Source organism: Streptomyces sp. NPDC051218 (assembly GCF_044455475.1).
Taxonomy (GTDB): Bacteria; Actinomycetota; Actinomycetes; order Streptomycetales; family Streptomycetaceae; genus Streptomyces.
In genome coordinates, this window is the sequence record NZ_JBITEU010000006.1 from 428348 (window position 1) to 452126 (window position 23779).

Genomic DNA, 23779 nt, shown 5'->3' on the forward strand with positions numbered 1-23779 from the left:
CATGCGCAAAGTGAGAACCCCCCTTTCGAACCGGATACATATCCGGACTGCCCGGGGGTGGGCGGTCCACCGGACGAGAGGGATCAGACTCATGAGTTCTGTCGTGCACCCGGCCACCGAGCCGGGTCCAGACCCGTTAGACAAGCCGACACTGTCCGGTAACTACCGGCCGATTTCCTCACACCTGGCGATCACACCACCGGTGAGTGTCGTGATTCCCGCCATGAACGAAGCGGAGAATCTTCCCTACGTTTTCAAGACCCTGCCCGACTGGATTCACGAGGTCGTACTCGTGGACGGAAATTCGACGGATGACACGGTGGCCGTCGCGCGCGAGCTGTGGCCGGACGTGAAGGTCGTCCGGCAGCTCGGCAAGGGCAAGGGCGATGCCCTGATCACCGGATTCGAGGCGTGCACCGGCGACATCATCGTGATGGTCGACGCGGACGGCTCAGCCGACGGCCACGAGATCGTCAGCTACGTCTCCGCTCTCGTCTCGGGTGCGGACTTCGCCAAGGGTTCGCGGTTCGCCAACGGCGGTGCCACTGACGACATGACGCCGATCCGCAAGCTCGGCAACCACGTCCTGTGCTCCGTCGTGAACGCCAAGTTCGGCGCCCGCTACACCGACCTGTGCTACGGCTACAACGCCTTCTGGCGGCACTGCCTCGACAAGATAGAGCTCGACTGCACGGGCTTCGAGGTGGAGACCCTGATGAACATCCGGGTCGTCAAGGCGGGGCTCAAGGTGCAGGAGATCCCCAGCCACGAGTATCTGCGCATCCACGGCGTGAGCAACCTCAGCGCCGTGCGCGACGGGCTGCGCGTCCTGAAGGTGATCCTCACGGAGCGCTCAAGCCGCCGTGGGCAGCGCCGTCGTACCCGTGGAGTTCCGTTCCGCACGCGTCAGGGAGAGGTGTCTTGAGCGGTCCCGGCCAGCACGGGGGGAGCACGGTCGCGGGCGTCTCCGTCGTCATCTGCGTCTACACCGAGGACCGCTGGGAGGACATCCTCGCGGCGGTCGCCTCGGTGCGGGCGCAGACCCTGACGGCGCTGGAGACGCTGCTCGTGGTGGATCACAACGCCTCGCTCCTCGACCGTCTGGCCAAGGAGTACAAGGAGACCGAAGGGGTGCGGGTGCTCGCGAACGCGGGCCCCCGCGGCCTCTCGGCGGGCCGCAACACCGGGATCGCCGCCTCCAGCGGCGAGATCATCGCGTTCCTCGACGACGACGCCGTCGCGGAGCGGGACTGGCTGCGCCACTTCGCCGAGGGGTACGCCGACCCGAAGGTCTTCGCGGTGGGCGGGCGCACCATGCCCGTCTGGGAGTCACGGCGCAGGCCCGCCTGGTTCCCCGAGGAGTTCGACTGGGTCGTCGGCTGTACGTACAAGGGCCTGCCCGAGGGGCGCGTGCGGGTACGCAACGTCCTGGGCGGCAACGCCTCCTTCCGGCGCACCGCGTTCGAGGCGGCGGGCGGCTTCGCGACCGGCATCGGGCGTGACGGCGACAAGCGTCCGCTCGGCTGCGAGGAGACGGAGCTGTGCATCCGTCTCACCCGGGCGAGGCCGGACGCGATCCTGCTCATCGACGACCGCGCGGTGATCCACCACCGGGTCCCCGCGGCGCGGGAGCGCTTCCAGTACTTCCGCACGCGGACGTACGCGGAGGGCCTCTCCAAGGCGCTCGTGGCCCGGAGTGTCGGCGCGGACAAGGGCCTTGAGTCCGAGCGGCGGTACGCCACGCGCGTCCTGCCGGCCGGGGTCGGGCGCGGTCTGCGGGACGCGCTGCTCGCGCGTCCCGGCGGCGCGGGCCGCGCGGGCGCCATCGTGGCGGGCGTGGTCACGGCAGCCGGGGGGTACGTCCTCGGGAGTGTCCGCGCGCGCAGGGGAGGCGCCGCTTTCTCGGTCGTGGAGATGGGGACGGATGCGGACGGCGAGGGGGCTGCGGCATGAGGACGGGTGCGGCACCGACAGGCCTGGGGGGACCGCCATGAACGCTCCTGTGCCGATACTCATGTACCACTCGATCGCGCATGAACCGACCCTGGAGACACGGGACTTGTCCGTGTCTCCAGGGGCGTTCGCCGAGCAGCTCGAGCTGCTCGGCGAGCGGGGTTTCACACCGCTGAGCACGGCCGGGCTCGCCGCGATCTGGCGCACTCCCGGCCGCGCCCTGCCGCCGCGGCCCGTCCTGATCACCTTCGACGACGGTTACGAGGGCGTGCACCGGCACGCGCTGCCCGTGCTCGCCAAGCACGGCTTCGCCTCGACGCTCTTCGTCTCGACGGGCTGGCTGCGCGGGGCGCACGACACCGGGGGCGGCCTCGACGTGATGCTCGACTGGGACCAGGTGCGCGAACTGGCCGCGGCGAACACGGAGATCGGCGGGCACAGCCATACGCACCCGCAGCTCGACCAACTGGACGACGACGACCTCTGGTTCGAACTGCTTCGCTGCAAGGAGATCGTCACCGAGGAGCTCGGCACCCGTCCGGTCTCCTTCGCCTACCCGTACGGCTATTCGAGCCGTCGGGTGCGCCAGACGGTGCGCGGTGCCGGATTCGCCCAGTCGCTCGCGGTCGGCAACGGCCTCGCGCGGCGTACGCAGGGGCCGTACGCCCTGCAGCGGGTGACCGTGCGCCGCTCCACCGGCATCGCGGAGTTCGAACGGCTCGTCGAGGGCCGTGCGATCGCCCGCACTTTCGCAAGGGACCGTGCCCACACCAAGGGGTACGCCGTGGTCCGCAGATTCCGCCAGGCCCGCCGGAAGGCAACTCGTACCCGTGTCTGACACGTCGACCGCCCAGGCAGACGTCTCTGGGACTCCGAGCAGCGAACAGCAGCAGCCGTCCGGCAAGTCGGGCAGGCCGCGCAGAATGCGGCTGCCCGGACGGGGCGGCGGCGGTGGCGGGAGTCCGTTGTTCCGCAATGCCTACGCGCTGATGCTGAACACCGGCATCTCCGGCGTGCTCGGCGTCGGCTTCTGGCTGGCCGCCGCTCGGTACTACTCCGAGTCGGCGGTCGGCCAGGGCTCGGCGGCGATCGCCGCCATGAAGCTCCTCGCGGGGCTCACCGCCCTCACCCTGACGGGGGCCCTCGCGCGCTTCATCCCCGTCGCGGGACGCGCCACGGGCCGGCTCATCTTCCGTACGTACGCGACCAGTTCACTCGTCGTCGCGTGCGCCGCACTGATCTTCCTGTTCACGCTCGACCTGTGGGGGCCCTCGTACGCGTTCCTGCACGGCCCGCTGAACGGTCTCGGCTTCATCGCCGCGGTCATCGCCTGGTCGCTGCTCACCCTTCAGGACGGGGTGCTCACGGGGCTGCGCAGCGCGCTGTGGGTGCCGGTCGGCAACACGATCTTCTCGGTCGTCAAGCTGGGGCTGCTCATCGCGGTGGCGGCGGCGATCCCGACGGCGGGCGTGTTCGTGTCGTGGGTGGCCGCGATCGCCATGTCCGTCATCCCGCTGGGCTGGCTGGTGTTCCGGCGGCTCGTGCCACGGCACGTGAAGGCGACCCAGGACAAGACGCGCCCGCCGACGCTGCGCGAGATGGGCCGGTTCCTTGCCGGTGACTACACCGGTTCGCTCTTCTCGCTCGCCGTGGTCTATCTCGTACCGGTGATCGTCGCCTCGCAGGTCAGCTCGGTCGACAACGCGTACTTCTACATCACCACCACGATCGGCGGCACGGTCAACCTGCTCGCCATCAACATGGGCGCCTCGCTGACCGTCGAGGGCGCGCACGACCCGGCGCGGCTCGCGGCGAACACTCGGGCCGCGCTGCGCCGCATGGCGCGCATCATGCTGCCGGTGTGCGGTCTGCTGTTCGTCGGGGCGCCGTTCATCCTGCGGGTCTTCGGCCAGGGGTACGCGGACGCGGCGACGCCGCTGCTGCGCTGGTTCGCGGTGGGCGCGGCGCTGCGGGTCGTCATGGAGACGTACTTCGCGGTGCAGCGCGCCCAGAGCCGTACGTCGGGGATCGCCTGGATGCAGGGCCTGTTGTGCGCACTCGTGCTCGGTCTGACGCTGCTTCTGCTGCCTCGGATGGGTCTCACGGGGGCGGGGGTCGCCGAGATCTGCAGCCTCGCGGTGATCGTGGCGATCGTGGCGCCGAAGCTGTACCGCGTGGCGCGGGGGGCCGGGCCGTCGGGGTCGGACGCGGGCGGGGCGCCGGACGGTGATCTCGCGGACCTGGGGGCGCCGGTGCCGCCGTCCACAGTGTCCGCGGACGAGGCGGGTCAGCAGCAGGAGCGGCGGCGCGGGCCCGCCTGGGCCCTGCGCGAGTCGCTGGACTCGGACACGCTGCAGCTGGCGGTGCAGCCGGACTTCGAGCATCCCGAACGCAGGCCCGACATGCGTCCGGGACCGGGGACGCCCGCGTCCGGGACACCGGCCTTCAAGAAGGCCGGTGTCCCGGAGGCAGGCACGGGGGACGAGGGGGAGGACATGCAGGACAGGGGGGACCTGGAGCACCGCCCGACCTGGGCGCTGCGAACACCGGTCAGACCGCGCGAACCGGCGGCGTCGTCAGCGATCCCGCCTTCTGTGTCGTCGGCCGTCACCGCGCCCGCCGAGGAGCCGGGCACCGCACCGGGTGCGACGGAGGAGCCGGCGGAGACCGGCGTCGCGTCCGGACCGCTCCCCCGCCGCCGCGCCGTCCTCATGGCGCTCGTCCTCGCCTTCGCGCTGGCCCTGTACTGGCTGCCCACGGTGGGCATGACCGAGGGCGATCTGGACGCGATGGGTGGGCTCGGGCTCATCTCGATCCTGCCCGCGCCGACCCTTGTCGGGGCCGCGCTGCTCGTCGTCGTCTTCGCCTCGCTGCTGTGGCTGGAGCGGCCGCACAAGGCCCTGCTCCTGGCGACGCTGATCGCCACGGTGGTGTGTCTGCACGCGCTGCCCGCCGTCCTCGAGGACGAGCCGCGGTTCGCGACGGCCTGGCAGCACCTGGGCTTCATGGAGTACATCGACAGGACCGGCTCCGCGGTGCCCGACCTGGACGCGCGCTGGAGCTGGCCCGGATTCTTCGCCGCGGCCACGTTCGTGGCGAAGGCGTGCGGCGTCTCGGACATGACCGAGGTGATCCGCTGGTGGCCGCTGGCCATGCAACTGCTCTACCTGGCACCGATGTTCCTGCTCGTGCGCGCCATGCGGGCGTCCTGGCGCGCCAAGTGGGCCGGTCTCTGGATCTTCGCGCTGAGCGGCTGGGTCGGCCAGGACTACTTCTCCCCGCAGGGCTTCACCTATCTGCTCTATCTGGTGTTCGTCGCGGTGCTCCTCGTGTGGTTCCGCGCGCCGCACGTGCTGTGGGCCAAGCGGCGCCCCGGTGAGCTGGAGGTCGAGCCCGCCGACCGGCGGCAGCGCGCGGTCCTGCTCGCCGTCCTGATCGCCCTGTTCGCTGCGACGGTCCCCGCGCACCAGCTCACGCCGTTCGTGATGCTCGGTGTCCTTGCCGGCCTCGTCCTGGTGGGCCGCTCGGAGCTGCGCGGGCTGCCGATCCTCTTCGCGGTCCTGGTCGCTGTCTGGGTGGGCTTCCTCGCCGAGCCGTACTGGTCGGGGCACTTCGACGAGCTGTTCGGCGGGATCGGCGGCGTCGGCGGCAATGTGACCTCGTCGGTGTCCGGCCGGATCGAGGGCGGCAGCTCGACCCACCAGCTCGTCCTGTACGCGCGCGTCGCGCTGGCAGGCGGTGTGATGGCGTTCGCCTGCTGGGGCTGGTGGCGGCGGCGCGACCACAAGTACACGGAACGCTCGCTGCTCGTCCTGACCTTCATCCCGTTCCTGGGCTTCGGCATGCAGTCGTACGGCGGCGAGATGGCCCTGCGGGTCTTCATGTTCGCGCTGCCGGGCGCCGCGCTCCTCGCCGGGCTCGCGTTCTTCCCGCGTGCGGGCATCACCGCGAAGGAGCGGGACCGCGACAAGGTGAGTCTGGCGCCGCTCGCCGCACTGATGGCGGGGCTCATCCTGATGGGCGGCTTCCTGGTGGCGCGCTGGGGCAACGAGCCCTTCGAGCGGACCCGGGCCGGCGAGGTCGCCGCGATGGAGTACGTGTACGAGCACGACGATCCGACGGTGCGGCTGCTGTGGATGAGCGACGACACCGTCAACAACGTGACGCCGGCGATGCCGTGGGGCACACGGGACATGGAGAAGGTGAGTTACGTCCCGACCCTCGCCCCGGCCGACCCCGTCCTGGTCTCCAGACTGGTGAAGGCGCTCAAGGACGCGGGCCCCAACTCGTATCTGATGATCAACAAGAGTCAGACGGTCTATCTCCAGATGGACGTGGGCTACTCCAGGACGTGGGACACCCGGCTGATCAAGAACCTCGACGACCGCCGGGAGCTGAAGAAGGTCCTGACGAACGACGACGCGACCCTCTACACCCTGAGCAAGCAGCCGAACGGCAAGGTCGCCAAGGCCGAGCCGGGCCCGATCGGCCCGCAGGTGACGTGGACCCCCTGGTCGGTGATCGGCGCGCTCGCGGCGATCGCCGTGGTCCTGCTGCTCGTCACGCGTGAGGTCGTGCGGGTGGCGTGGGCGCCGAGCGTGCGGCAACTGCGCTGGCTGCAGAGCAGTTTCTGGTTCTCGCTGCCGCTGCTCGCGGTGCTGCTCGCGTCACTGATCCAGCGGTTCCTGACCATGGCGTGATCCGGGGGTGGGCGCAGAATCCGGGGGTAGGCACAGAGGGCTGAAGCGGATCACCGCTTCAGCCACTTCACCTCGTACCCCTTCATCTTGAAGCGTTGCCCGTCGACCTTCGCGTCGATCGGGCGGTCGAGGGTGTTGACGACGAGCATGGTCTCCTTGGTGGCGAGGACGCGTACGTTCGGTTCGTCATCGGCGGCGACGGAGACTTTCTCGTACCGCGTGCCGGGCGGGAACGCGTCGCTGAAGCGGGAGAGCATCGCCAGCATCGGCAACTCGGTGCCCCCGTCGTCGAGTTCGGTGGAGCGCCACAGGCAGCCCGCGCAGGTCTCGCCCCTCTTCTGCGGGTTCCAGTAGAAGCCGCTGCTCGCGCCGCCGCGCGCCATCGCCATCAGTCCCGTGGCGTGGACGGCGACGCGGTGCGGCTCGGACCAGTCGTCGCGGTTGTCGTCGCTGTCGCCCGGTTCCACGTAGTACTCGGCCCACCACAGGGGCAGGTCTCCGGTGCGCTCCCGCACCCACTTGCCGACGGCGGTGAGCTTCTCGGTGGCCTTGAACTCGTCGGGGAGCATCTCGTCGTCGACGGTGTAGCTGGAGCCGTCCACGACGACGAAGTCCGCGCCGGTCTTGTTCTTGTTCCAGTAGTCGAAGGCGTCGAGGGCCCGCTGGTCCATGCGGCCCCATTCGCCCTCGACCTCGCTCGACGCGCCCTCGGTCTGGCGCGGGTCGACGCTGTCCATGACGAGGTAGGGGCCGCCGACCATGATGTCCTTGTTGACCTTCTTGAGCTCCTTGTAGACGAGGTTGTAGAGCTCGGTGTAGCCCTCGTAGTCCCAGCGGGCCTTCTCGTTGTTCCAGAAGCCCTTGAATTCGTTCCACACGATGAAGTGCCGGACGTCCGGGTAGCGTTTGGCGACGGTCGCCGCGAGCTTGGCGTAGTCCTCGAAGTGGGCGGGTTCCGGGGCGGTCTCCAGGGCCTGCTGGCTCCAGTCGGTGTTGTCCGCGCCGGGCTCGCCGCCCTTCATCCAGTCCGGGGCGCAGCACAGGGTGACGACCGGCGTGCCGTCGGTGGCGCGGATGAAGTCCATCCGCTGGTCCATCGCCGAGAAGTCGTAACGCCCCTTGACCGGCTCGGGGTTGCCCGCGCCCCAGCCCATGATGTGCTGGATCTGCGGCAGCGGGCGCGGCAGGCCCGCGAGCAGCTCCTCGGCGCGGCGCGTGGCCGCGTCGCCGCCCTCGTCCGCGCTGTACTGGGTGTGGGTGAAGCCCCACCCGACGGCCGGCTCCGCGTCACCGGGCGGGACGGCGGGGGTGCCGTGCACCTTGTCGCCGTCACGCGTGGTGCCTTCGGTGCCCGAATCGTCACCGGGGAGCGTGGTGGTGACGGTCAGGATCAGGGCCAGTGCGGCCAGAGCGACGCCGAGCAGCGCGGCGAGCCGCCACCGCTGTGCCCCCGAATTCCACCCATGACGTGCCATCAAGGACAACAGTAACGGCGACCGTTGGCGGTAGGACAGGTTCCGTGCCACGGGTTCGCAACCGAACGTCGTACGACGGAGTGCGGCGGGAGTGCGGCGGAGTGCGTAAACCGGGGTGCACGCGGGCACTTGTGTGCCGGATCATGGCGGCATGTCTGCGAACCCTCAGGACACCCTGCCGATCCGGCTCAACGTCGACGACAGCGACTCGCCGTCGGATGTCGTGGACGCCCTCTTCCTCGGCCGTTTCGCCACCGGCGAGCAGCCCTTCTCGCACAGCTCCAACATCGACCGCGTCAAGTCCGGTTCCACGCTGCTGCCGCCGGGTGCGACGGTGCTGCGCGCGGCCCGCGACGACGACCGCAGCGCGACGCTGGCCGAGGGCGACGGCTGGACGCTCCTGATCTCGCGCTGGAACCGCGGCGCGGACGTCACGGTGACGGCGACGAGCGCCGACCTCGCGGCGCAGGTCCTGAAGCAGGCCACGGACGGCGCGCAGGACGAGCCGGAGCCGCAGCCGGACAACGTGACCATGGGGTTCTGGTACGTGTCCCCCAGGCGCGGCCCGCACCGCACCACGCGGCAGATCGCCGCCGGTACGTGGGAGGAGGTGCGGGAGAACTACACCGCGCCGGTGGCCGAGGCCATGGACACCCTGATGAAGACGGGCCCCGAGGACATCTCGGGCCGCCTCCTCCTGTTGCACGGCCCGCCCGGCACGGGCAAGACGTCGGCGCTGCGGACGCTCGCGCGGTCCTGGCGTGACTGGTGCCAGGTGGACTGCGTCCTGGACCCGGAGCGGCTGTTCAGTGACGTCGGGTACTTGATGGACATCGCGATCGGCGAGGACGACGGCACGGCGAAGGGCCGCTGGCGGCTGCTGCTCCTGGAGGACTGCGACGAGCTGATCCGGGGGGAGGCGAAGCACACCGCCGGGCAGGCGTTGTCGCGGTTGCTGAACCTGACGGACGGGCTGCTCGGGCAGGGCCGCAACGTCCTGGTCGGCGTCACCACCAACGAGGACCTGGAGCGGCTCCACCCGGCGGTGGTCCGCCCCGGCCGGTGCCTCGCCCGCATCGAGGTCGGGAGCCTGACCCGCGCCGAGTCGATCGACTGGCTCGGCACGGAGGAGGGGGTTTCCCGCGAGGGCGCGACGCTGGCCGAGCTCTACGCGTTGCGCCGCGGCACGTCTCCTACGTCGGTCCCGGACCCCCGGGGCGGGGCGGACGCGGGGCTGTATCTGTAGTTTCCGTTGTGGGCAGGCGTTCCGCAGGGCGATTGGGGCCTCCCCTGCTCGAGCGAAGCCGAGAGCTTGGGGAAGGGTGGGCACAACGCGAAGCTACCGGGTGCCGAAACAGCCAGGCGTCAAGTACCGCCCCGCCACGGGGTAGAAGTCACCCCGAGTCCCCATAGGCAGCACGCAACGCATCCCGGGCAGCGGCGAGCGCCCCCGCCTCGGAGAGGCCGAGCCGCCGAGCCCGCTCGGCAAAGGCCTGGGCGGCGGCCGACGCCTCCCGGGCGGCCGCGTCACCGGCCGCTGCCACGAACGTCCCGTGACGCCCCCGCGTCTCGATCACCCCGTCCGCCTCAAGGGCCCGATACGCCTTGGCCACCGTGTTAACGGCAAGCCCGAGCTCCTGGGCGAGCCCCCGCACGGTCGGCAACTTGTAGCCCACCGGCAGCGTCCCGCCCCGCGCCTGCTCGGCGATCTGGGTCCGCACCTGCTCGTAGGGCGGCAGTCCACCCGCACCGGCGCCGCCCCCGGCGCTGCCGTCACTCTCGATCTCGATCTTCAAAGTCACGCGGCGATTGTCCCGCACCGCGGGAAAATAGGAGGCACCCCGACGCGCCACGCGCGTAGCGTGCGGCCCCATGACCGTCCTCGTCCGCGCCCTGCGCCCCGGCAACGGCCCCGACGCCGAGGCCTTCGCCGCCGTCCGCCGCGCCTGCGTGCCCGCCATGCTCGCCACCGCGGATTCCGTCCGGTTCGACCTGGCGCACGCCCATCCCGGCTCCCGTTACCTCCAGTTGGTCGCCGAGGCCGGCGGGGAGATCGTCGGCACGGCGCAGGTGGGCCTCGCCCACGACAGCCCCGAGCCGGGACAGGGCTTCGCCAACGTCAACGTACTGCCGGAGCGGCGCGGTCTCGGTGCGGGTTCACTGATCCTGCGCACGGCGGAGGCTCACCTCGCGGACCAGGGAGCGACGACAGTCTTCTCCTGGGTCCTCGACGAGCCCGCGAACCGTGCCTTCGCCACCTCCCGCGGCTACCGCGCGAGCCGCTCTTCCCACTTCCTCCGCCTCGACCTGACAGGTGGCCCGTTGCCGCCGCGCCAAGAGGCGCCCGCCGGGGTGGAGTTGCGTACGGGAGCGGAGTTCGGGGACGACCCGCGCGCCCTCTTCGATCTTGACGCGGAGACGGTGGCGGACGAACCGAGCGATGTGGCCGCGGAGTTCACGGACTACGGGCACTGGCTCGCCGAGACCTGGAACCACCCCTTGGTGAACCGCGAACTGACCACCGTGGCGGTCGTGGACGGCCGTCCCGCCGCCTTCACGCTCGCCCGCACGGACGACGCGTCGCGCTACGCGAGCGGCATGACCGGTACGGGGCGTGCGTTCCGCGGGCGCGGCCTCGCCAAGCTCGCCAAGAACGACTCCCTGCATCGGGCGCGGGCCGCCGGCTACACGGAGGCGTTCACGGGCAACGACGCCGGGAACGGGCCGATGCTGGCGATCAACAAGTGGTTCGGCTACGAGATCTGCGCGACGGAGGTACGCCATGTCCGAGACCTCGGCTGACACGGTGGAGGTCATCCTGCTGAAGGCGGGCCGCACGAAGATCCGCTACCCGGCGGAGGTGATGACGGACGACGGCACCGTGGTGACGGTCCGCGCACCGTGGGCGGCGGACGGGGTACGGGACTTCGGCTTCGTACGCTTCGAGCCGGGCGATGTCTTCACGGAGCACTACTGGCGAGACCGCTGGTACTCCGTGAAGGAGGTCCGCACGTCCACGGGCGTCCTGAAGGGCTGGTACTGCGACGTGACACGCCCCGCGGTGCGGAACGGCGCCACCCTCACGGTGGAGGACCTGGACCTCGACCTGTGGTGCTCCGCGGACGGCGGGACGATCCTGCGCCTGGACGAGGACGAGTTCGCGGAAAGCGGCCTGGCCACCCGCGACCCCGAGGCGGCGTCCAAGGCCCTGTCCGCGTTGGACGAACTGGAGCACCTGGCCCGCACCGGCGCCCCCCTGTCACCACCATCGCCCTCTCCAGCCACCGGACCCGCCACCTCGGACGACCACTGACCACGTGGCCGGGGGCCGGCGAGCGAGCGTCAGCCCTCGACCACAAACTCCACCTCGAAGCCTGCCTCGTGATGCCGCTCCGGAAGCAAACGCCAACCGTGCTCCGGGGCCTCCACCACCAGCCGGTCGAGCTTCGCCGGACTCGGCACGTGAAACGCCAGGTGGTTCAAGCCGGGTCGCTGCCGCCAACTGCCCCCGCCCCCGCCTCGTGCACACCCCCGGCGCGGGCAAGGGCCACCGCCCTGTCCGCCCCACCCCTCTCGAACCTCACCGCGTCCCCCTCCTCCTGCCAGTGCAGCGCGAACCGCTCCCCCGCCCGCCAGGCCTCGAGGGCCGCCCTGCAGTACGCCACCATGTCGTCCGGCGGTGTGGCCGCCTTGTGCCAGGTGAGTTCGCTGCACTTGTCCGGCTCCGCGTTGAAGGGGGCGCCTCCCGCGCCGTACCGCGCCTCGAAGAACCAGCCGATGCGGGCCTTCCCGCCAGGGCCCCTGTGCTGGAGGACCAGTTCGGCGCTCACGTCCTCGGGGGCGAGGTCGAGGCCGATCTCCTCCCGTGCCTCGCGGATGACCGCCGTACGGACGTCCTCGCCGGGCTCCACGTGGCCGGAGGGGAGGTTGAACAGGCCGTCGCCGTAACCGGTGTTGGCGCGGCGGGCGAGGAGGATCTCGTCGCCGCGGCGGAGGATGAGGTGGACGTCCACCACCTCCTTGTGGCGGACGGGCGCCTGCGCCTCGGGGAGGACCGCCACCACCGCGTAGCGCTCGTCCTCCACTCGCTTGCCCCACAACAGCTCGTCGCCCGAAAGGCGTTCGGAGTGCAGACGGGCGGCCAACGGCGTCAGGGCCGCGATCAGGCGGCTCGCGGGGATGCCGGAGGGGTTCGTCGTTCCCCATACGCCCTCGACGAGGATCAGGCGTCCGCCCGGCCGCAGCAGCCCGCACCAGCGCCGCAGCGTCGCCTCCAGGTCCGGCAGCATCCACAGCACATGCCGGGCCAGGACCACGTCGAAGCGGCGCCCCTCCACCGGGGGCGCGTCCGCGTCACCGATCAGCACCTCCGCCGCATGCCCCGCCAGCTTCTCGCGGGCCCGCTCCACCATGTTCGGGGAGAGGTCCACCGCCGTGACGCGGTGCCCCCGCTCGGCGGCCAGCAAAGAGAGGCTCCCGGTGCCGCAGCCCAGGTCGAGAACGTCCCCGGGGGCCGCCGGCAACCAGTCCCGCAGGCGCCCCGCCCACGCGTCCCGCACCGCCGCGTCCCGCAGCCCGTGGTCCGGCTCGTCGTCGAAGGTGGCCGCCTCTGTGTCCCAGTCGATCGTCATCCGGCGATGGTGACACTCGCCACTGACAATCCAACTCGGATGAGAAACCCTCCCCGCAGAGGTCTACAGACGTCCCACCTTGGACATCGGTAGTACAGGGAGGCAGCCATGCGCCGTGTGACCGTGCACAAGACCGTCGGTAAGCCCACCAATCGGCAGATCCGGGAGAAGTACGAGGCCGAGGAGCGGCCCCGCGAGCGCTCGGAGGTCCGCAAGGACATCCAGCGGACCTGGTGGCCGGACGGGTGAGATCCCGGGGCGGGGAGGGAGTTAGAGCCTCTTCCGGTAGTGGTAGCGGTCGTACGGGCCGTCCACCCTGCGCTCCACCATCTCGTAGCCGTACCGAGGGTAGATCTTCTGGTTCTCCCACATCATCGTGTTCGTGTAGAGCCGGACCTCCGGCAGTCCAAGGGACCGCGCCCGCTCGTCCACGAAGGCGAGCAGGCGGCGGCCCACCCCTTGGCCCGCGGCCTCGGGGTGGACCGCGATGCTGTCCAGGAACAGGTGGTCCTCCCGCTGGACGAGGACCAGGACACCCACCACCGGGTCACCGGTGACATACACCCGCCCCGCCGCCACTTCCGCCGCGTGGTCCGCCTCCATGGGGACGGGCACGACACCGATGCGCTCGATGTAGGGGTGGTACGCCGCGTCCGTCACCGCCCGCACGGCGGGGACGTCGGCGGCGGTCGCGGGGCGGATGTCGTCGTTCGTGCCTCGGGTCATGCCTTTACGTCTACGTCACTCCTCCTGCCCCGCACCAGCAGTTTCTTCAGGAGAGGCCAGAGCACGATCAGCGCGATGATCACGTACACCGTGATCGAGAAGGGCGTGTCGACCAGGCCGCTCACGCTGCCGTCGCTGATCTGAAGCGCGCGGCGCAGCTGTTGTTCCGCGTTCGGGCCGAGGATGACGCCGATGACGGCGGGCAGGACGGGCAGCCCGTAGCGCCGCATGCCGAAGCCGATCAGGCCGATGATGAGCAGGATCACCAGGTCCAGGGCCTCGCCGCCGACCGCGTAGGCGCCCACCGCGGCGAAGAAGAGGATGCCCGCGTAGAGGTAGGGCCTCGGGATGCGAAGAAGCTTCGCCCAGACCGGGGCGAGCGGCAGGTTCAGGGCCAGGAGCAGGACCATGCCCACGAAGAGGGACGCGATCAGGCCCCAGACCAGGTCGGGCTCGCGCTCGAAGAGGAGCGGGCCGGGCTGGATCCCGTACTGCTGGAAGGCGGCGAGCATCACTGCCGCCACGGCCGTCGTGGGCAGGCCGAGCGTCAGCATGGAGACGAGGGTGCCCGCCGCCGAAGCGGACGATGCCGACTCAGGGCCCGCCACTCCCTCGATCGCGCCCTTGCCCCACTCGTCCTTGTGCTTGGAAAGGCGCTTCTCGGTGACGTAGGAGAGGAAGGTGGGGATCTCGGCGCCGCCCGCGGGGATCGCGCCGAACGGGAAGCCGATGAGCGGGCCGCGCAGCCAGGACTTCCAGGTGCGCTTGACGTCCGCCTTGCCCAGCCAGGGCCGGCCGACGGGGATCGCCTCGCCGCTGGTGCGCCGCAGATGGGCGGCGACCCACAGGGCCTCGCCGATCGCGAAGAGACCGACGGCGACGATCACCACGTCGATGCCGTCGGCGAGTTGGAGCGAGCCGAAGGTCAGGCGCTGCTGTCCGGTCATCTGGTCGAGGCCGACCAGGCCGAGGGTGAGGCCGATGAGGAGGGAGGCAAGACCTCGTACGCGCGAGGAACCGAGCACCGAGGTCACGGCGATGAACGCGAGCACCATGATGGCGAAGTAGTCGGGCGCCCCGATGTCGACCGCGAGGTCGGCGACCGTCGGCGCCAAGGCCACCAGGAGGATCGTGCCGATGATGCCGCCCGCGAAGTGCCCGATGGCGGCGGCCGCGAGCGCTTGTGCGCCACGCCCCGCCTTGGCCATCGGGTTGCCTTCCATGGCGGCCACCACCGCCGCGCTCTCGCCCGGTGTGTTCAGGAGGATGGAGGTCGTGGAGCCGCCGAACATCGCTCCGTAGTAGATGCCGGCGAACATGATGAACGCGCCGGTCGGCTCCAGGCCGTAGGTGACGGGCAGCAGCAGCGCCACCGCCATCGCGGGGCCGATGCCGGGCAGGACGCCGATCGCGGTGCCCAGGAGCACGCCGAGTGCGGCCCAGAGCAGGTTCATGGGGGTGAGGGCCGTGCCGAAGCCGTCCATCAGGGAGTTGAAGGCGTTCATGTCACAGCACTCCCATCAGTGGTCCGCCGGGCAGCGGCACCCCGAGCAGGTTGTTGAAGACGACGTACGTGAGGAGGGAGAGCCCCGCCGCGATGAGCGGATCGCGGTCCAGGTGCCGGCTGCCGAGCGCGTATGCGGCGCCCCAGAAGAGCAGGGCACCCGCGACGGGGAAGCCGAGCGGTTCGATGAGGACGGCGGCGCCGAGGAAGACCCCGGCCAGGAGCAGGACGGTGCGCCCGTCGGCGGGTTCGGACAGGTCGATGTCCTCGCCGCCCTCGGCCTCGCCCCGGCCGCCGCGCAGGACGTCGATCGCGAGGAGCACGGCGACGACGAGCAGTCCGATGCCCACGGCGATCGGGACCGTCTTGGGGCCGATGGGGCCGCGCTGGGTGATCTCGACGTCCATGGTGAGCGCGTCGGTGAGGACGAGGGCGCCGAGGGCCAACAGCATGAGGCTGACGCCGAGTTCGGAGTGTTCGCGCAGCCAGGCGCGGCGGCTGCCGCCGTGCTCGTCGGGCGGGGTCTCGGTGGTCGGGGTCGTCACAGTCCCAGCTCCTTCAGCACGGACACCACGCTCTTGTCCTGTTCGGCCAGGAAGTCGCCGAACTTGTCGCCGGTGAGGAAGGCGTCGTCCCAGCCGTTGGTCTTGAGGGACTTCTTCCACTGAGGGGAGTCGTGGAGCTTCCTGACCAGGCCGGTGAGCTTCTTGCGTTCGGCGTCGGAGAGTCCTGGCGGGGCGACGATGCCGCGCCAGTTGGTGAAGTCCACGTCGTAGCCGGACTCCTTGAGGGTCGGCCCTTCCAGGCCCTTGGCCCGCTTGGGCCCGGTGGTGGCGAGGAGGCGCAGCTCGCCCGACTTGATCTGGTCGAGGTACTCGCCGACGCCCGAGACGCCGAAGGCGACCTTTTTGCCGAGGATCGAGGCGAGGAGTTCACCGCCGCCGTCGAAGGGCACGTAGTTGACCTTCTTCGGGGCGATCCCGGCGGCGCGTGCCATCAGCATGGGGGCGAGGTGGTCGGGGCCGCCCGGGGAGGAGCCGCCGCCGACCGGCAGCTTGCCCGGGTTCTTCTTCCAGGCGGTGATGAGCTGCTTGATGTTCTTGTACGGGGAGTCCTTGGCGACCACGACGACGTCCGGCTCTTCGGTGAGGCGGGCGATCGGGGTGGTGTCGGCGAGGGTCTTGGGCGAGTCGTTCGAGCGCGCGGCGCCGACGACGCCGAGGCCCATGGACATCGCGAGTTTGCCGTTGCCGTGCTCGCCGACGAGGCGGCTGAGGCCGACGGTGCCGCCGGCGCCGGGCAGGTTGAACACCTCGATGTTGTGGGTGAGTCCGGCGTCCTCGGCGTTCTTCGCCGCGGTGCGGGCGGTGATGTCGTAGCCGCCGCCCGGGGTGTTGGGGACCATGAAGCGCAGTCCGGGGATCTGGGTGCCGGTCTCGGCGTCGCTGCCCGTGGAGAGCAGCGGCGGCCCTGCGAGCACGAGCAGCGCGGCCCCGAGCAGGGCAAGGGGTGTGCGCAGACGCACGTGTGCCACCACCTGTCGGTACGTAGTCGGTACGTGGTTCCGTACGCCGTTCGGTACGGAGGAGTTGAGCGGCCGGGCTCCCCGTGGGGGCGGGAACCCGGCCGCCGTCCGTGGGGACGGGGAACCTGTGAGGTGGCCCACATGTTGCCTGCGCGTTAAGAAGCTGTCTCTCTTCCGGAATCAACGGACGTTGTGGTCGTTGTGGTCGCGCCCATAGCCTGCGGCGATGACAAGGGTGCTGGTCGTGGACGACGACTTCATGGTCGCCAAACTGCACAGCCGTTATGTGTCCGCGGTGGACGGATTCTCGGTGGTGGGAGTGGCGCACAGCGGTGCGGAGGCGCTGGCCGCGGTGGAGCGGCTGCGTCCCGATCTGGTCCTCCTCGACATCTATCTGCCCGATATGGACGGCATCGCGGTGCTACGGGAGTTGCGTGCCGTCGAGGAGCGCGACCGGGACCGGCAGCCGCTGGACGCGCTGTTCATCACGGCCGCGCGGGACGCGGGGATCGTGCGGGCTGCGCTGCGGGCCGGGGCTCTGCACTACCTCATCAAGCCGTTCAACCAGGCGGCGCTGCGTGAGCAGTTGCTGCACGTGGCGGCGCTCCGGGCGCGCCTTGACGGTCTGGACGAGGCGCGCCAGGAGGACGTCGACCAGCTCTTCGGCCCCCGCCCGCCCGGCTCCCGCGAGCTCCCCAAGGGCCTGGCGGCACACACCGCGGACCTGGTCGAGCAGACGCTACGGGGCCACCCGGCCGGACTCTCCGCATCGGAGTGCGCACAGGAGGGCGCGCTCTCCCGGGTCAGCGCCCGCCGCTACCTGGAGTTCTTCGCGGACACGGGCCGCGTCGAGGTGACGTTGCGGTACGGGGGGACGGGGCGACCGGAGCGGCGGTACCGGTGGGTCCGGTGACGGCGAGCCGGTGGCCTCGCCGGGGCAAGGTGACGGCGGGCCGGTGGCCTCGGCGGGGCAAATCGGGCGCGACCTGAGCGGAGCCTGAGGGCTCCCTTAACCCCACCATAAAGATCGCCATCACCCCCTCCCAGCAGGCGAATTCGGGGATTTCAGCGGCTAGTTTTCTCGTCGCCGGGCCGGTTACGAACCGTCGGCGCCGCACGTGATCGGGGGGCGGCACCGGCCGTTCGCAACCGTCTCGTGTCCCCCACCCCCCTAGAACCGCCGCTGAGGAGAACCACTCATGACCGCACGCCGAAGCAAGGTCGCCGCGATCGCCGCCGTCGGGATCGCCCCGCTCGCCCTGACCGCCCTGTCGGCCGCCCCTGCCGCCGCGCACGGTTCGATGACGGACCCGGTGAGCCGTGTCTCCGCGTGCTTCCAGGAGGGTCCCGAGTCCCCGAAGTCGGCTGCCTGCAAGGCCGCGGTCGCCGCCAGTGGTGTGCAGGCCTTCTACGACTGGAACGGCGTGAACATCGCCAACGCCGCGGGCAAGTCGAAGGAGATCATCCCCGACGGGAAGCTGTGCAGCGCGGGCAACGACAAGTACAAGGGCCTCGACCTGCCGCGCACCGACTGGCCGTCGAGCAAGATGTCCGGCGGCAACCACACCTTCCGCTACAAGGGCACCGCCCCGCACAAGGGCTCCTTCGAGCTGTACATCACGAAGGACTCGTACGACCCGTCCAAGCCCCTGAAGTGGTCGGACCTGGAGGAGAAGCCGTTCGTCGACGTCGCCGACCCGAAGATGGAGAACGGTGACTACGTCTTCGACGGCAAGGTCCCGGCCAAGTCGGGCCGCCACCTGATCTACTCGGTCTGGCAGCGCTCGGACTCCCCCGAGGCCTTCTACACCTGCTCCGACGTCGTCTTCGGCAAGGACAGCGGCGGTGGTGACAGCGGCGGCGCCGAGGCCGTGGCTCCGGCCCCGACCGCCTCCGCGCCCTCCGAGCAGGACATCGCCGCGGGCGCGGACAAGTCCACCGTCGAGCACCACGGCCACGGCGACAGTGACGCCGAGACCGGCGCCGACGCCTCCGAGGCGGCGCCTGCCCCGGGCGACGACACCGCCGCGAACCAGCCCGAGGTGAACGGCGGCGCCGCGAAGCCCGCCGCTGCCACCAACGAGAACCTCGCCGAGACCGGCGGCGACAGCACCACCCCGTACATCGCGATCGGCGGCGCCGCCGCCCTCGCGATCGGCGCCGCGGCCATGTTCGGCACGGCCCGCCGCCGCACGGCGCGCCACGGCCGCTGAATCCTCTGAGAACGAGGACGCGCTGAGCCGCCGCTGAGACCCCTCGGCGGCGGCTCTCGGCTCAGGAGAAGCAGGTGCTCGGCGTCGCGTGCGCCGGGTCGAGCGCGTTCGCGACCTCGTGGTGGGCGACACGGTCGAGGATCCCGATCGCCACGTGCTCCGACACGTCGACGGGGCACAGATCCTGGATGGTCACGTTGCGTACGCCGGGGCCGTTCAGGAACTGCGTGCGGTATGGGGTGACCACCTCGTCGTACTTGGTGGCGATGACGGTGTAGCGCACGCCGGGCACGGTGTCGCCGCCTTCGTTGAGCTTGGTGAGGAAGGGCGATCCGGCCACCTGGTCGGCGAGGCTCGGGGTCTTGGTGGTGAGCAGGTCCTCGATGCCGGGGAAGTAGGGCAGCAGCTCGGTCAGGCCGAGCAGCGTGGTGCCGTGGTTGTCCGGCGCGAGGCCGACCAGGGCGTTAACCTTCTGCGCGCCGCCGAGGAACTTCAGGTAGTAACGGGGCATCATGCCGCCCTGCGAGTGGCCGACGAGGTCCGCTTCGGCCGCGCCCGTGGAGGCGAGGACCTTGTCGACGAAGCCGTCGAGCTGCTCGGCCGACTTGTCGATCGGACCGAGCCCGTTGAAGAACGGCACTCCGGGCAGCTGGGCGTAGTCGAGGGAGTAGACGCAGTAGCCGCGCTTCACCAAGTAGGGCGCGAGGACGAGCCAGTTGTCGATGGAGTTGCCGAAGGTGCCGTGGACGAGGACCACGGGCCGGGGGTGTGCGGCGGACGGCTTGCAGTCGTAGTCGTTCCAGCCGCGCGAGGTGGCAGCAGGAGCGGCGGGAGCGGCGGACGCCGAGGTGGCGGCGGGGGTGAGGGTGAGCAGGCCCGTCACGAGAAGTGTCATGAGGAGGGCGGCGGTGAACGCTCTGAGCGTGCGTCTCCAGGGCAGCATCGGGTGATCTCCTTGCGGCTCAAGGGAGGTGCGATGAGTGAGCCCTGTGATCCGGATCACGAGGATGCCGTGCACACGACAAATTACGGGCGAGTAGTAAAAGTGTGAAGTTGCGCGTCGGCAAAACTTCCAGCAGGCACTGGCACGGTCGCCCCGGGACCTGTCGCCGCCATGGACCCCGGAGGCCTACCGCGGGGCCGACACCAGCCCCACCTCGTACGCGATGATGACCAGTTGGACCCGGTCCCGGGAGTCCAGCTTGGTGAAGAGCCGCGCCACATGCGCCTTCACCGTCGCCACGGTGATGAAGAGTTCAGCGGCGATCTCCGCGTTGGACAGACCGCGGCCGACCAGCGTGAGCACCTCGCACTCGCGCTCGGTGATGCCGTCGACCGTCCGCCGGTCCGCCCGCGGCGCCGGGTCCGGCCGCGCGGCGAACTCCGCGATCAGGCGCCGGGTGACGCTCGGCGCGATCAGGCCCTCACCGGCGGCCACGACATGGATCGCGCCGAGGATCTCCTCCAGAGCCATGTCCTTGACGAGGAATCCGCTCGCGCCCGCGCGAAGCGCGCCGTACACATGGTCGTCGTCATCGAAGGTGGTGAGGACGAGTACGCGCGTCTGCCCCAGCTCGGCAGTGATCAGACGCGTCGCCTCGATGCCGTCCATGCCGGGCATGCGGATGTCCATCACGACGACGTCGGGGCGTATGTCGCGGGCCATCCGGACCGCCTCGGCGCCCGTCCCCGCCTCCCCCACGACCTCGATGTCCGGGGTGTCGGCCATCAGGACGCGCAGGCCCGCGCGGACGAGGGGCTGGTCGTCGACGAGCAGCACCCGGACCGCGGAGGCGGCGGGGCCGGCGGTGCCGGTCATCGGGCCTCCACCGGCGACAGGGCCTCCACCGGCGGCAGAGGCAGCAGCGCGGTCACCCCGAAGCCGCCCTCGGGCCGCGGTCCAGCGGTGAACCGGCCGTGCAGCAGGGCGACTCGCTCACGCATGCCGACGAGGCCGAACCCGGTGCCGGCGGGCAGGCCACCGCGCCCGTCGTCCTCGACCGCGAGGGACAGTTCGCCCTCCCTCTGCTCGACGGTCACCCGGCAGGTGTCCGTTCCCGCGTGCCGTACGACGTTGGTGAGGGCCTCCTGAAGGATGCGGAACGCGGCCAGGTCGATGTCGGCCGGCAGCGACCCGCACTCCCCCACCCTGCGGATCTCCGCGCGGACCCCGGCGTCCCGGGCCGCCACGGCGAGTCGGTCGATGTCGGCGAGCCCGGGGGCGGGCTCACGGGGCGGCGCGGACGAGTCACCGGTGGCGGCTCCGTCGGCAGTACGGCCGGCGGCGCGATCGGCGGCTCCGGCTGCGGCTCCTGGTTCCGGCTCGGACCTGCGCAGCGCGACCAGCGTCCGGCGCAGCCCCGCGAGGGTCTCCCTGCTGGTGGCCTCGATGGTCCTGAGGGCGTTGCGGGCCTCCGCGGGCTGGGTGTCGATGACCCGGCTGCCCACACCCGCCTGGATGGCTATGACGCCGATGCTGTGCGCGATCATGTCGTGCAACTCCCTGGCGATGCGCAGCCGTTCGGCGGTGATGGCGCGGGCCGTGTTCTGGGCACGCAGGGCTTCGGCATGGGCACGGCGTTCCCGGGCCGAACTGCCCGCCATCCAGACGGCGATGAGGACGACGGCGACGAACACGGCGGCCTGACCTCTGTCGTTGCCCCACTGGGACGCCGCCACGCAGTGACTCTCGTACTGGCGGGGGTAGCAGTCGGGGTCGACCGGGAAGCCGAAGAGGCTGCCCAGCTGCGCCGTGAACGCCAGGAGGGCGGCGGTGACCGACGTACGGCGCGGACGGGTGGCCGCGAGATAGCCGACGGCGCAGACCCCCACCAGGGCCTGGAGATAGCTGACCTGCGTCGTGCGCATCTCCATCGTGGCCGTGACCCCGCCCAGGAGCAGCAGGGCCAGGGCGGGCAGTGGCCTGCGCCGCAGCAGCGAGGCGACCACGGCGAGGAGCAGGATCGACGCGAGGACCATCAGGAGGTCGAAGCCCTGCTGCCCGTCGGAGAACGTGACGTACGTGACGGCCGGGAAGAGGACGGCCCCGGTCCAGGCGAGGCCGGTGCGCACGGCCGGCCACAGGCGTCCGGGCACGCGTCGGCTCCACCCCTCCTCGACTGCGGTCCGACCTGGGTCCATGTCCATGCGCTGATCGTATGTGCCCTTTCCTCGCGGGGGTATTGGCCCGGAGTCGTACGCCCGTGGGCTGCCTGGGCCCGCGGCGGTGTGGCCCTCGGCCCGATGCCGTGCCGCCCCGGTCGGCGGCACCGTGGTCCTCATGATCGAGGTCAACGAACTGACGAAGCGTTACGGCGCCAAGAGCGCTGTACAGAACCTGAGTTTCACGGTGCGCCCTGGGCAGGTCACCGGGTTCCTGGGCCCTAACGGCGCGGGCAAGACGACCACCCTGCGGATGCTGCTCGGCCTGGTGACCCCCAGCGGCGGAAGCGCCACCATCGCCGGCATCCCCTTCCGGGACCGGCCGCGCGGCCTGCGGCACGTCGGTGCGCTGCTCGACGCGGGCGATGTGCACGGCGGCCGTACGGCCCGCGCCCATCTGCGTGCCCTGGCCCATGGCAACGACATCCCCCGGAGCAGAGTGGCCGAGGTCCTCGACGAGGTCGGCCTCACCGAGGTGGCCGGGCGGCGCGTGGGCGGCTTCTCCCTCGGCATGCGCCAGCGCCTCGGGATCGCCACCGCGCTGCTCGGCGACCCGCCGGTGCTCCTCTTCGACGAACCCCTCAACGGCCTCGACCCGGAAGGCGTGTTGTGGGTGCGCGGGCTCTTCCGCCGGCTGGCCGCCGATGGCCGCACCGTGTTCGTCTCCAGCCACCTCATGTCCGAGATGGAGAACACCGCCGACCAGCTCGTCGTCATCGGCCGTGGCGAGCTCATCGCCGCCGAGAGCGTCACCGCGTTCGCCGCCCGCAGCACGCGCCTGAGCGTCACGGTGCGCACACCCGACGCCCTCACCCTGAAAGAGCTCCTGACCGCCGAGGGCGCCTGCGTCCAGGAGGACCGCGAGGCCCTCACCGTCACCGGTCTGCCCGCGGCCCGCATCGGCGACCTCGCCTTCCGGCACGGGGTACGGCTCCACGAACTCGCCACGCGCGCCGCCTCTTTGGAAGCGGCGTTCATGGAACTGACCGCCGACAGCGTCGAATACCTCGCGGGAGATGCCCGATGACGACCACCATCACCCCTTCCCCGGCCACCGAAGTCACCGGGGCCACCGGACCACGAGCCCGTTTCCGCCATCTCCTCGCCGCCGAGTGGATCAAGCTGTGGTCGCTGCGCTCGACCTACTGGGTCCTCGCCATCGGCGCGCCGGCGGTCACCGGGATCAACGTGAACTCGGCGCTGACCAATCTCGACTGGCTCTCACGGCAGGACCCAGCCCCGGGGTTGGAGCCCCAGATGCGGTACGACGCGCTGTCCAGCGCGTTCGTCGACCCCGCCTGGCAGATCCTGATGGTCGTCGCGGGCAGCGTGGGCGCTCTCGCGGTCTTCGGCGAGTACACCAGCGGTCTGATCCGTACGACGTTCACGGCCGTCCCCGACCGGCGTGCGGTGATGCTGGCCAAGGCGGCCGTCATGTCGGCGGTGACAGCCGTGCTCGGGGTGCTCGTCTCCGTGGCCTCGTTCGGTGTGACGCAGGCGATCCTGCGGGAGCACGGCGGCCTGTCGATCGGCGATCCGGGCGCGCTGCGTGCCGTCGCGGCGTCCGCGCTGCTCGTCCCGCTGAGCGCGCTCGTGGGCATGGCCGTCGGGGCGCTCGTGCGGCACGCCACGGGCAGCATCGTCACGACCCTCGTGTCGCTGATCCTGGCGCCCGCCTTCCTCCAGGGCGACACATATCGGTGGGTGGCGGAGCTCGGCAACGCGATGCCGATCACGGCATGGAACACCCTCATCGAGAACCCCGCGATGGAACACCCGCCGGCCAAGTACGCGGAGACGGTCACGGAGGCGTGGATCGTGTTCGCGGCGTGGCCGGTGGCCGCGGTGATCGTCATGGTCCTTGCCGTGCGCCGCCGGGATCTGTGAGGA

23 protein-coding genes are annotated in these 23779 nt (G+C 70.8%); 12 read left to right on the forward strand and 11 right to left on the reverse strand.

Going from position 1 to position 23779, the window contains the following annotated elements; genetic code table 11:
- The first annotated feature begins 91 nt into the window (after window positions 1-91).
- The 4 genes from ACIBCK_RS20695 to ACIBCK_RS20710 are packed head-to-tail and all read left to right on the forward strand — an operon-like array spanning window position 92 to window position 6653.
- The gene (locus ACIBCK_RS20695) at window positions 92-925 is read left to right on the forward strand and encodes a glycosyltransferase family 2 protein (RefSeq protein ID WP_399392139.1); all 834 of its coding nucleotides are present in this window, start codon (window positions 92-94) and stop codon (window positions 923-925) included.
- Window positions 922-1953, forward strand: coding sequence for a glycosyltransferase family 2 protein (locus ACIBCK_RS20700; protein ID WP_399392141.1), 1032 nt, complete (start codon window positions 922-924; stop codon window positions 1951-1953). Before ACIBCK_RS20695 ends, ACIBCK_RS20700 begins: the two co-directional genes overlap by 4 nt.
- A gap of 37 nt (window positions 1954-1990) precedes the next feature.
- Window positions 1991-2791, forward strand: a complete 801-nt coding sequence (locus ACIBCK_RS20705) for a polysaccharide deacetylase family protein (protein WP_399392143.1) — start codon at window positions 1991-1993, stop codon at window positions 2789-2791.
- Window positions 2784-6653 (forward strand): lipopolysaccharide biosynthesis protein, encoded by a 3870-nt coding sequence (locus ACIBCK_RS20710; protein WP_399392145.1) that lies wholly within the window; start codon window positions 2784-2786, stop codon window positions 6651-6653. The genes ACIBCK_RS20705 and ACIBCK_RS20710 overlap by 8 nt, the downstream gene beginning before the upstream one ends.
- A gap of 50 nt (window positions 6654-6703) precedes the next feature.
- Here the strand turns inward: ACIBCK_RS20710 and ACIBCK_RS20715 are convergent, their stop codons facing one another.
- A complete protein-coding gene (locus tag ACIBCK_RS20715) occupies window positions 6704-8128 on the reverse strand; it encodes a xylan 1,4-beta-xylosidase (protein WP_399392147.1) in 1425 nt (474 codons plus the stop codon).
- Window positions 8129-8279: 151 nt separating this feature from the next.
- On the opposite strand from ACIBCK_RS20715, the gene ACIBCK_RS20720 reads away from it, so the two are divergent.
- A complete protein-coding gene (locus ACIBCK_RS20720) occupies window positions 8280-9374 on the forward strand; it encodes a DUF5925 domain-containing protein (RefSeq protein ID WP_399392148.1) in 1095 nt (364 codons plus the stop codon).
- A gap of 148 nt (window positions 9375-9522) precedes the next feature.
- On the opposite strand, the gene ACIBCK_RS20725 is transcribed toward ACIBCK_RS20720, so the two are convergent.
- Window positions 9523-9930 (reverse strand): GntR family transcriptional regulator, encoded by a 408-nt coding sequence (locus ACIBCK_RS20725; RefSeq protein ID WP_399392150.1) that lies wholly within the window; start codon window positions 9928-9930, stop codon window positions 9523-9525.
- Window positions 9931-10000: 70 nt separating this feature from the next.
- Here ACIBCK_RS20725 and ACIBCK_RS20730 point away from each other — a divergent pair, with 70 nt between their 5' ends.
- On the forward strand, window positions 10001-10930 hold the full coding sequence (locus ACIBCK_RS20730) for a GNAT family N-acetyltransferase (RefSeq protein ID WP_399392151.1): 930 nt from the start codon (window positions 10001-10003) through the stop codon (window positions 10928-10930).
- Window positions 10911-11441, forward strand: a complete 531-nt coding sequence (locus ACIBCK_RS20735) for a DUF402 domain-containing protein (protein WP_399392152.1) — start codon at window positions 10911-10913, stop codon at window positions 11439-11441. Before ACIBCK_RS20730 ends, ACIBCK_RS20735 begins: the two co-directional genes overlap by 20 nt.
- Before the next feature lie 29 nt (window positions 11442-11470).
- On the opposite strand, the gene ACIBCK_RS20740 is transcribed toward ACIBCK_RS20735, so the two are convergent.
- Complete coding sequence (locus ACIBCK_RS20740; RefSeq protein ID WP_399392154.1) at window positions 11471-11611, reverse strand: hypothetical protein; 141 nt, start codon at window positions 11609-11611, stop codon at window positions 11471-11473.
- The gene (locus ACIBCK_RS20745; RefSeq protein ID WP_399392155.1) at window positions 11608-12759 is read right to left on the reverse strand and encodes a methyltransferase domain-containing protein; all 1152 of its coding nucleotides are present in this window, start codon (window positions 12757-12759) and stop codon (window positions 11608-11610) included. Before ACIBCK_RS20745 ends, ACIBCK_RS20740 begins: the two co-directional genes overlap by 4 nt.
- A gap of 108 nt (window positions 12760-12867) precedes the next feature.
- Here ACIBCK_RS20745 and ACIBCK_RS20750 point away from each other — a divergent pair, with 108 nt between their 5' ends.
- A complete protein-coding gene (locus ACIBCK_RS20750; protein ID WP_399392157.1) occupies window positions 12868-13008 on the forward strand; it encodes a hypothetical protein in 141 nt (46 codons plus the stop codon).
- Between the two features lie 21 nt (window positions 13009-13029).
- Here the strand turns inward: ACIBCK_RS20750 and ACIBCK_RS20755 are convergent, their stop codons facing one another.
- Genes ACIBCK_RS20755 through ACIBCK_RS20770 form a run of 4 tightly spaced genes read right to left on the reverse strand, consistent with a single transcriptional unit; the run spans window position 13030 to window position 16514 of the window.
- The gene (locus ACIBCK_RS20755) at window positions 13030-13485 is read right to left on the reverse strand and encodes a GNAT family N-acetyltransferase (protein WP_399392159.1); all 456 of its coding nucleotides are present in this window, start codon (window positions 13483-13485) and stop codon (window positions 13030-13032) included.
- Window positions 13482-14990, reverse strand: coding sequence for a tripartite tricarboxylate transporter permease (locus ACIBCK_RS20760; RefSeq protein WP_399392161.1), 1509 nt, complete (start codon window positions 14988-14990; stop codon window positions 13482-13484). The genes ACIBCK_RS20755 and ACIBCK_RS20760 overlap by 4 nt, the downstream gene beginning before the upstream one ends.
- A 1-nt stretch (window position 14991) precedes the next feature.
- Entirely contained in the window at window positions 14992-15534 is a 543-nt protein-coding gene (locus tag ACIBCK_RS20765) for a tripartite tricarboxylate transporter TctB family protein (protein ID WP_399392163.1), read from the reverse strand.
- Window positions 15531-16514, reverse strand: coding sequence for a Bug family tripartite tricarboxylate transporter substrate binding protein (locus ACIBCK_RS20770; RefSeq protein WP_399392318.1), 984 nt, complete (start codon window positions 16512-16514; stop codon window positions 15531-15533). Before ACIBCK_RS20770 ends, ACIBCK_RS20765 begins: the two co-directional genes overlap by 4 nt.
- A 226-nt stretch (window positions 16515-16740) precedes the next feature.
- On the opposite strand from ACIBCK_RS20770, the gene ACIBCK_RS20775 reads away from it, so the two are divergent.
- Together ACIBCK_RS20775 and ACIBCK_RS20780 are read left to right on the forward strand one after the other, a co-directional pair.
- Window positions 16741-17427, forward strand: coding sequence for a response regulator (locus tag ACIBCK_RS20775; protein ID WP_367040368.1), 687 nt, complete (start codon window positions 16741-16743; stop codon window positions 17425-17427).
- A 286-nt stretch (window positions 17428-17713) separates the two neighbouring features.
- Complete coding sequence (locus ACIBCK_RS20780; RefSeq protein WP_399392166.1) at window positions 17714-18727, forward strand: lytic polysaccharide monooxygenase; 1014 nt, start codon at window positions 17714-17716, stop codon at window positions 18725-18727.
- A 61-nt stretch (window positions 18728-18788) separates the two neighbouring features.
- Here ACIBCK_RS20780 and ACIBCK_RS20785 read toward each other — a convergent pair whose 3' ends face one another.
- From ACIBCK_RS20785 to ACIBCK_RS20795, 3 genes are all read right to left on the reverse strand, one after another.
- A complete protein-coding gene (locus tag ACIBCK_RS20785) occupies window positions 18789-19670 on the reverse strand; it encodes an esterase/lipase family protein (protein ID WP_399392168.1) in 882 nt (293 codons plus the stop codon).
- Window positions 19671-19856: 186 nt separating this feature from the next.
- A complete protein-coding gene (locus tag ACIBCK_RS20790; protein ID WP_399392170.1) occupies window positions 19857-20546 on the reverse strand; it encodes a response regulator in 690 nt (229 codons plus the stop codon).
- Window positions 20543-21874, reverse strand: a complete 1332-nt coding sequence (locus tag ACIBCK_RS20795; RefSeq protein ID WP_399392172.1) for a sensor histidine kinase — start codon at window positions 21872-21874, stop codon at window positions 20543-20545. The genes ACIBCK_RS20790 and ACIBCK_RS20795 overlap by 4 nt, the downstream gene beginning before the upstream one ends.
- Before the next feature lie 133 nt (window positions 21875-22007).
- On the opposite strand from ACIBCK_RS20795, the gene ACIBCK_RS20800 reads away from it, so the two are divergent.
- On the forward strand, window positions 22008-22916 hold the full coding sequence (locus ACIBCK_RS20800) for an ATP-binding cassette domain-containing protein (protein WP_399392174.1): 909 nt from the start codon (window positions 22008-22010) through the stop codon (window positions 22914-22916).
- The gene (locus ACIBCK_RS20805; protein WP_399392175.1) at window positions 22913-23776 is read left to right on the forward strand and encodes an ABC transporter permease; all 864 of its coding nucleotides are present in this window, start codon (window positions 22913-22915) and stop codon (window positions 23774-23776) included. Before ACIBCK_RS20800 ends, ACIBCK_RS20805 begins: the two co-directional genes overlap by 4 nt.
- The last annotated feature ends 3 nt before the right edge of the window (window positions 23777-23779 follow it).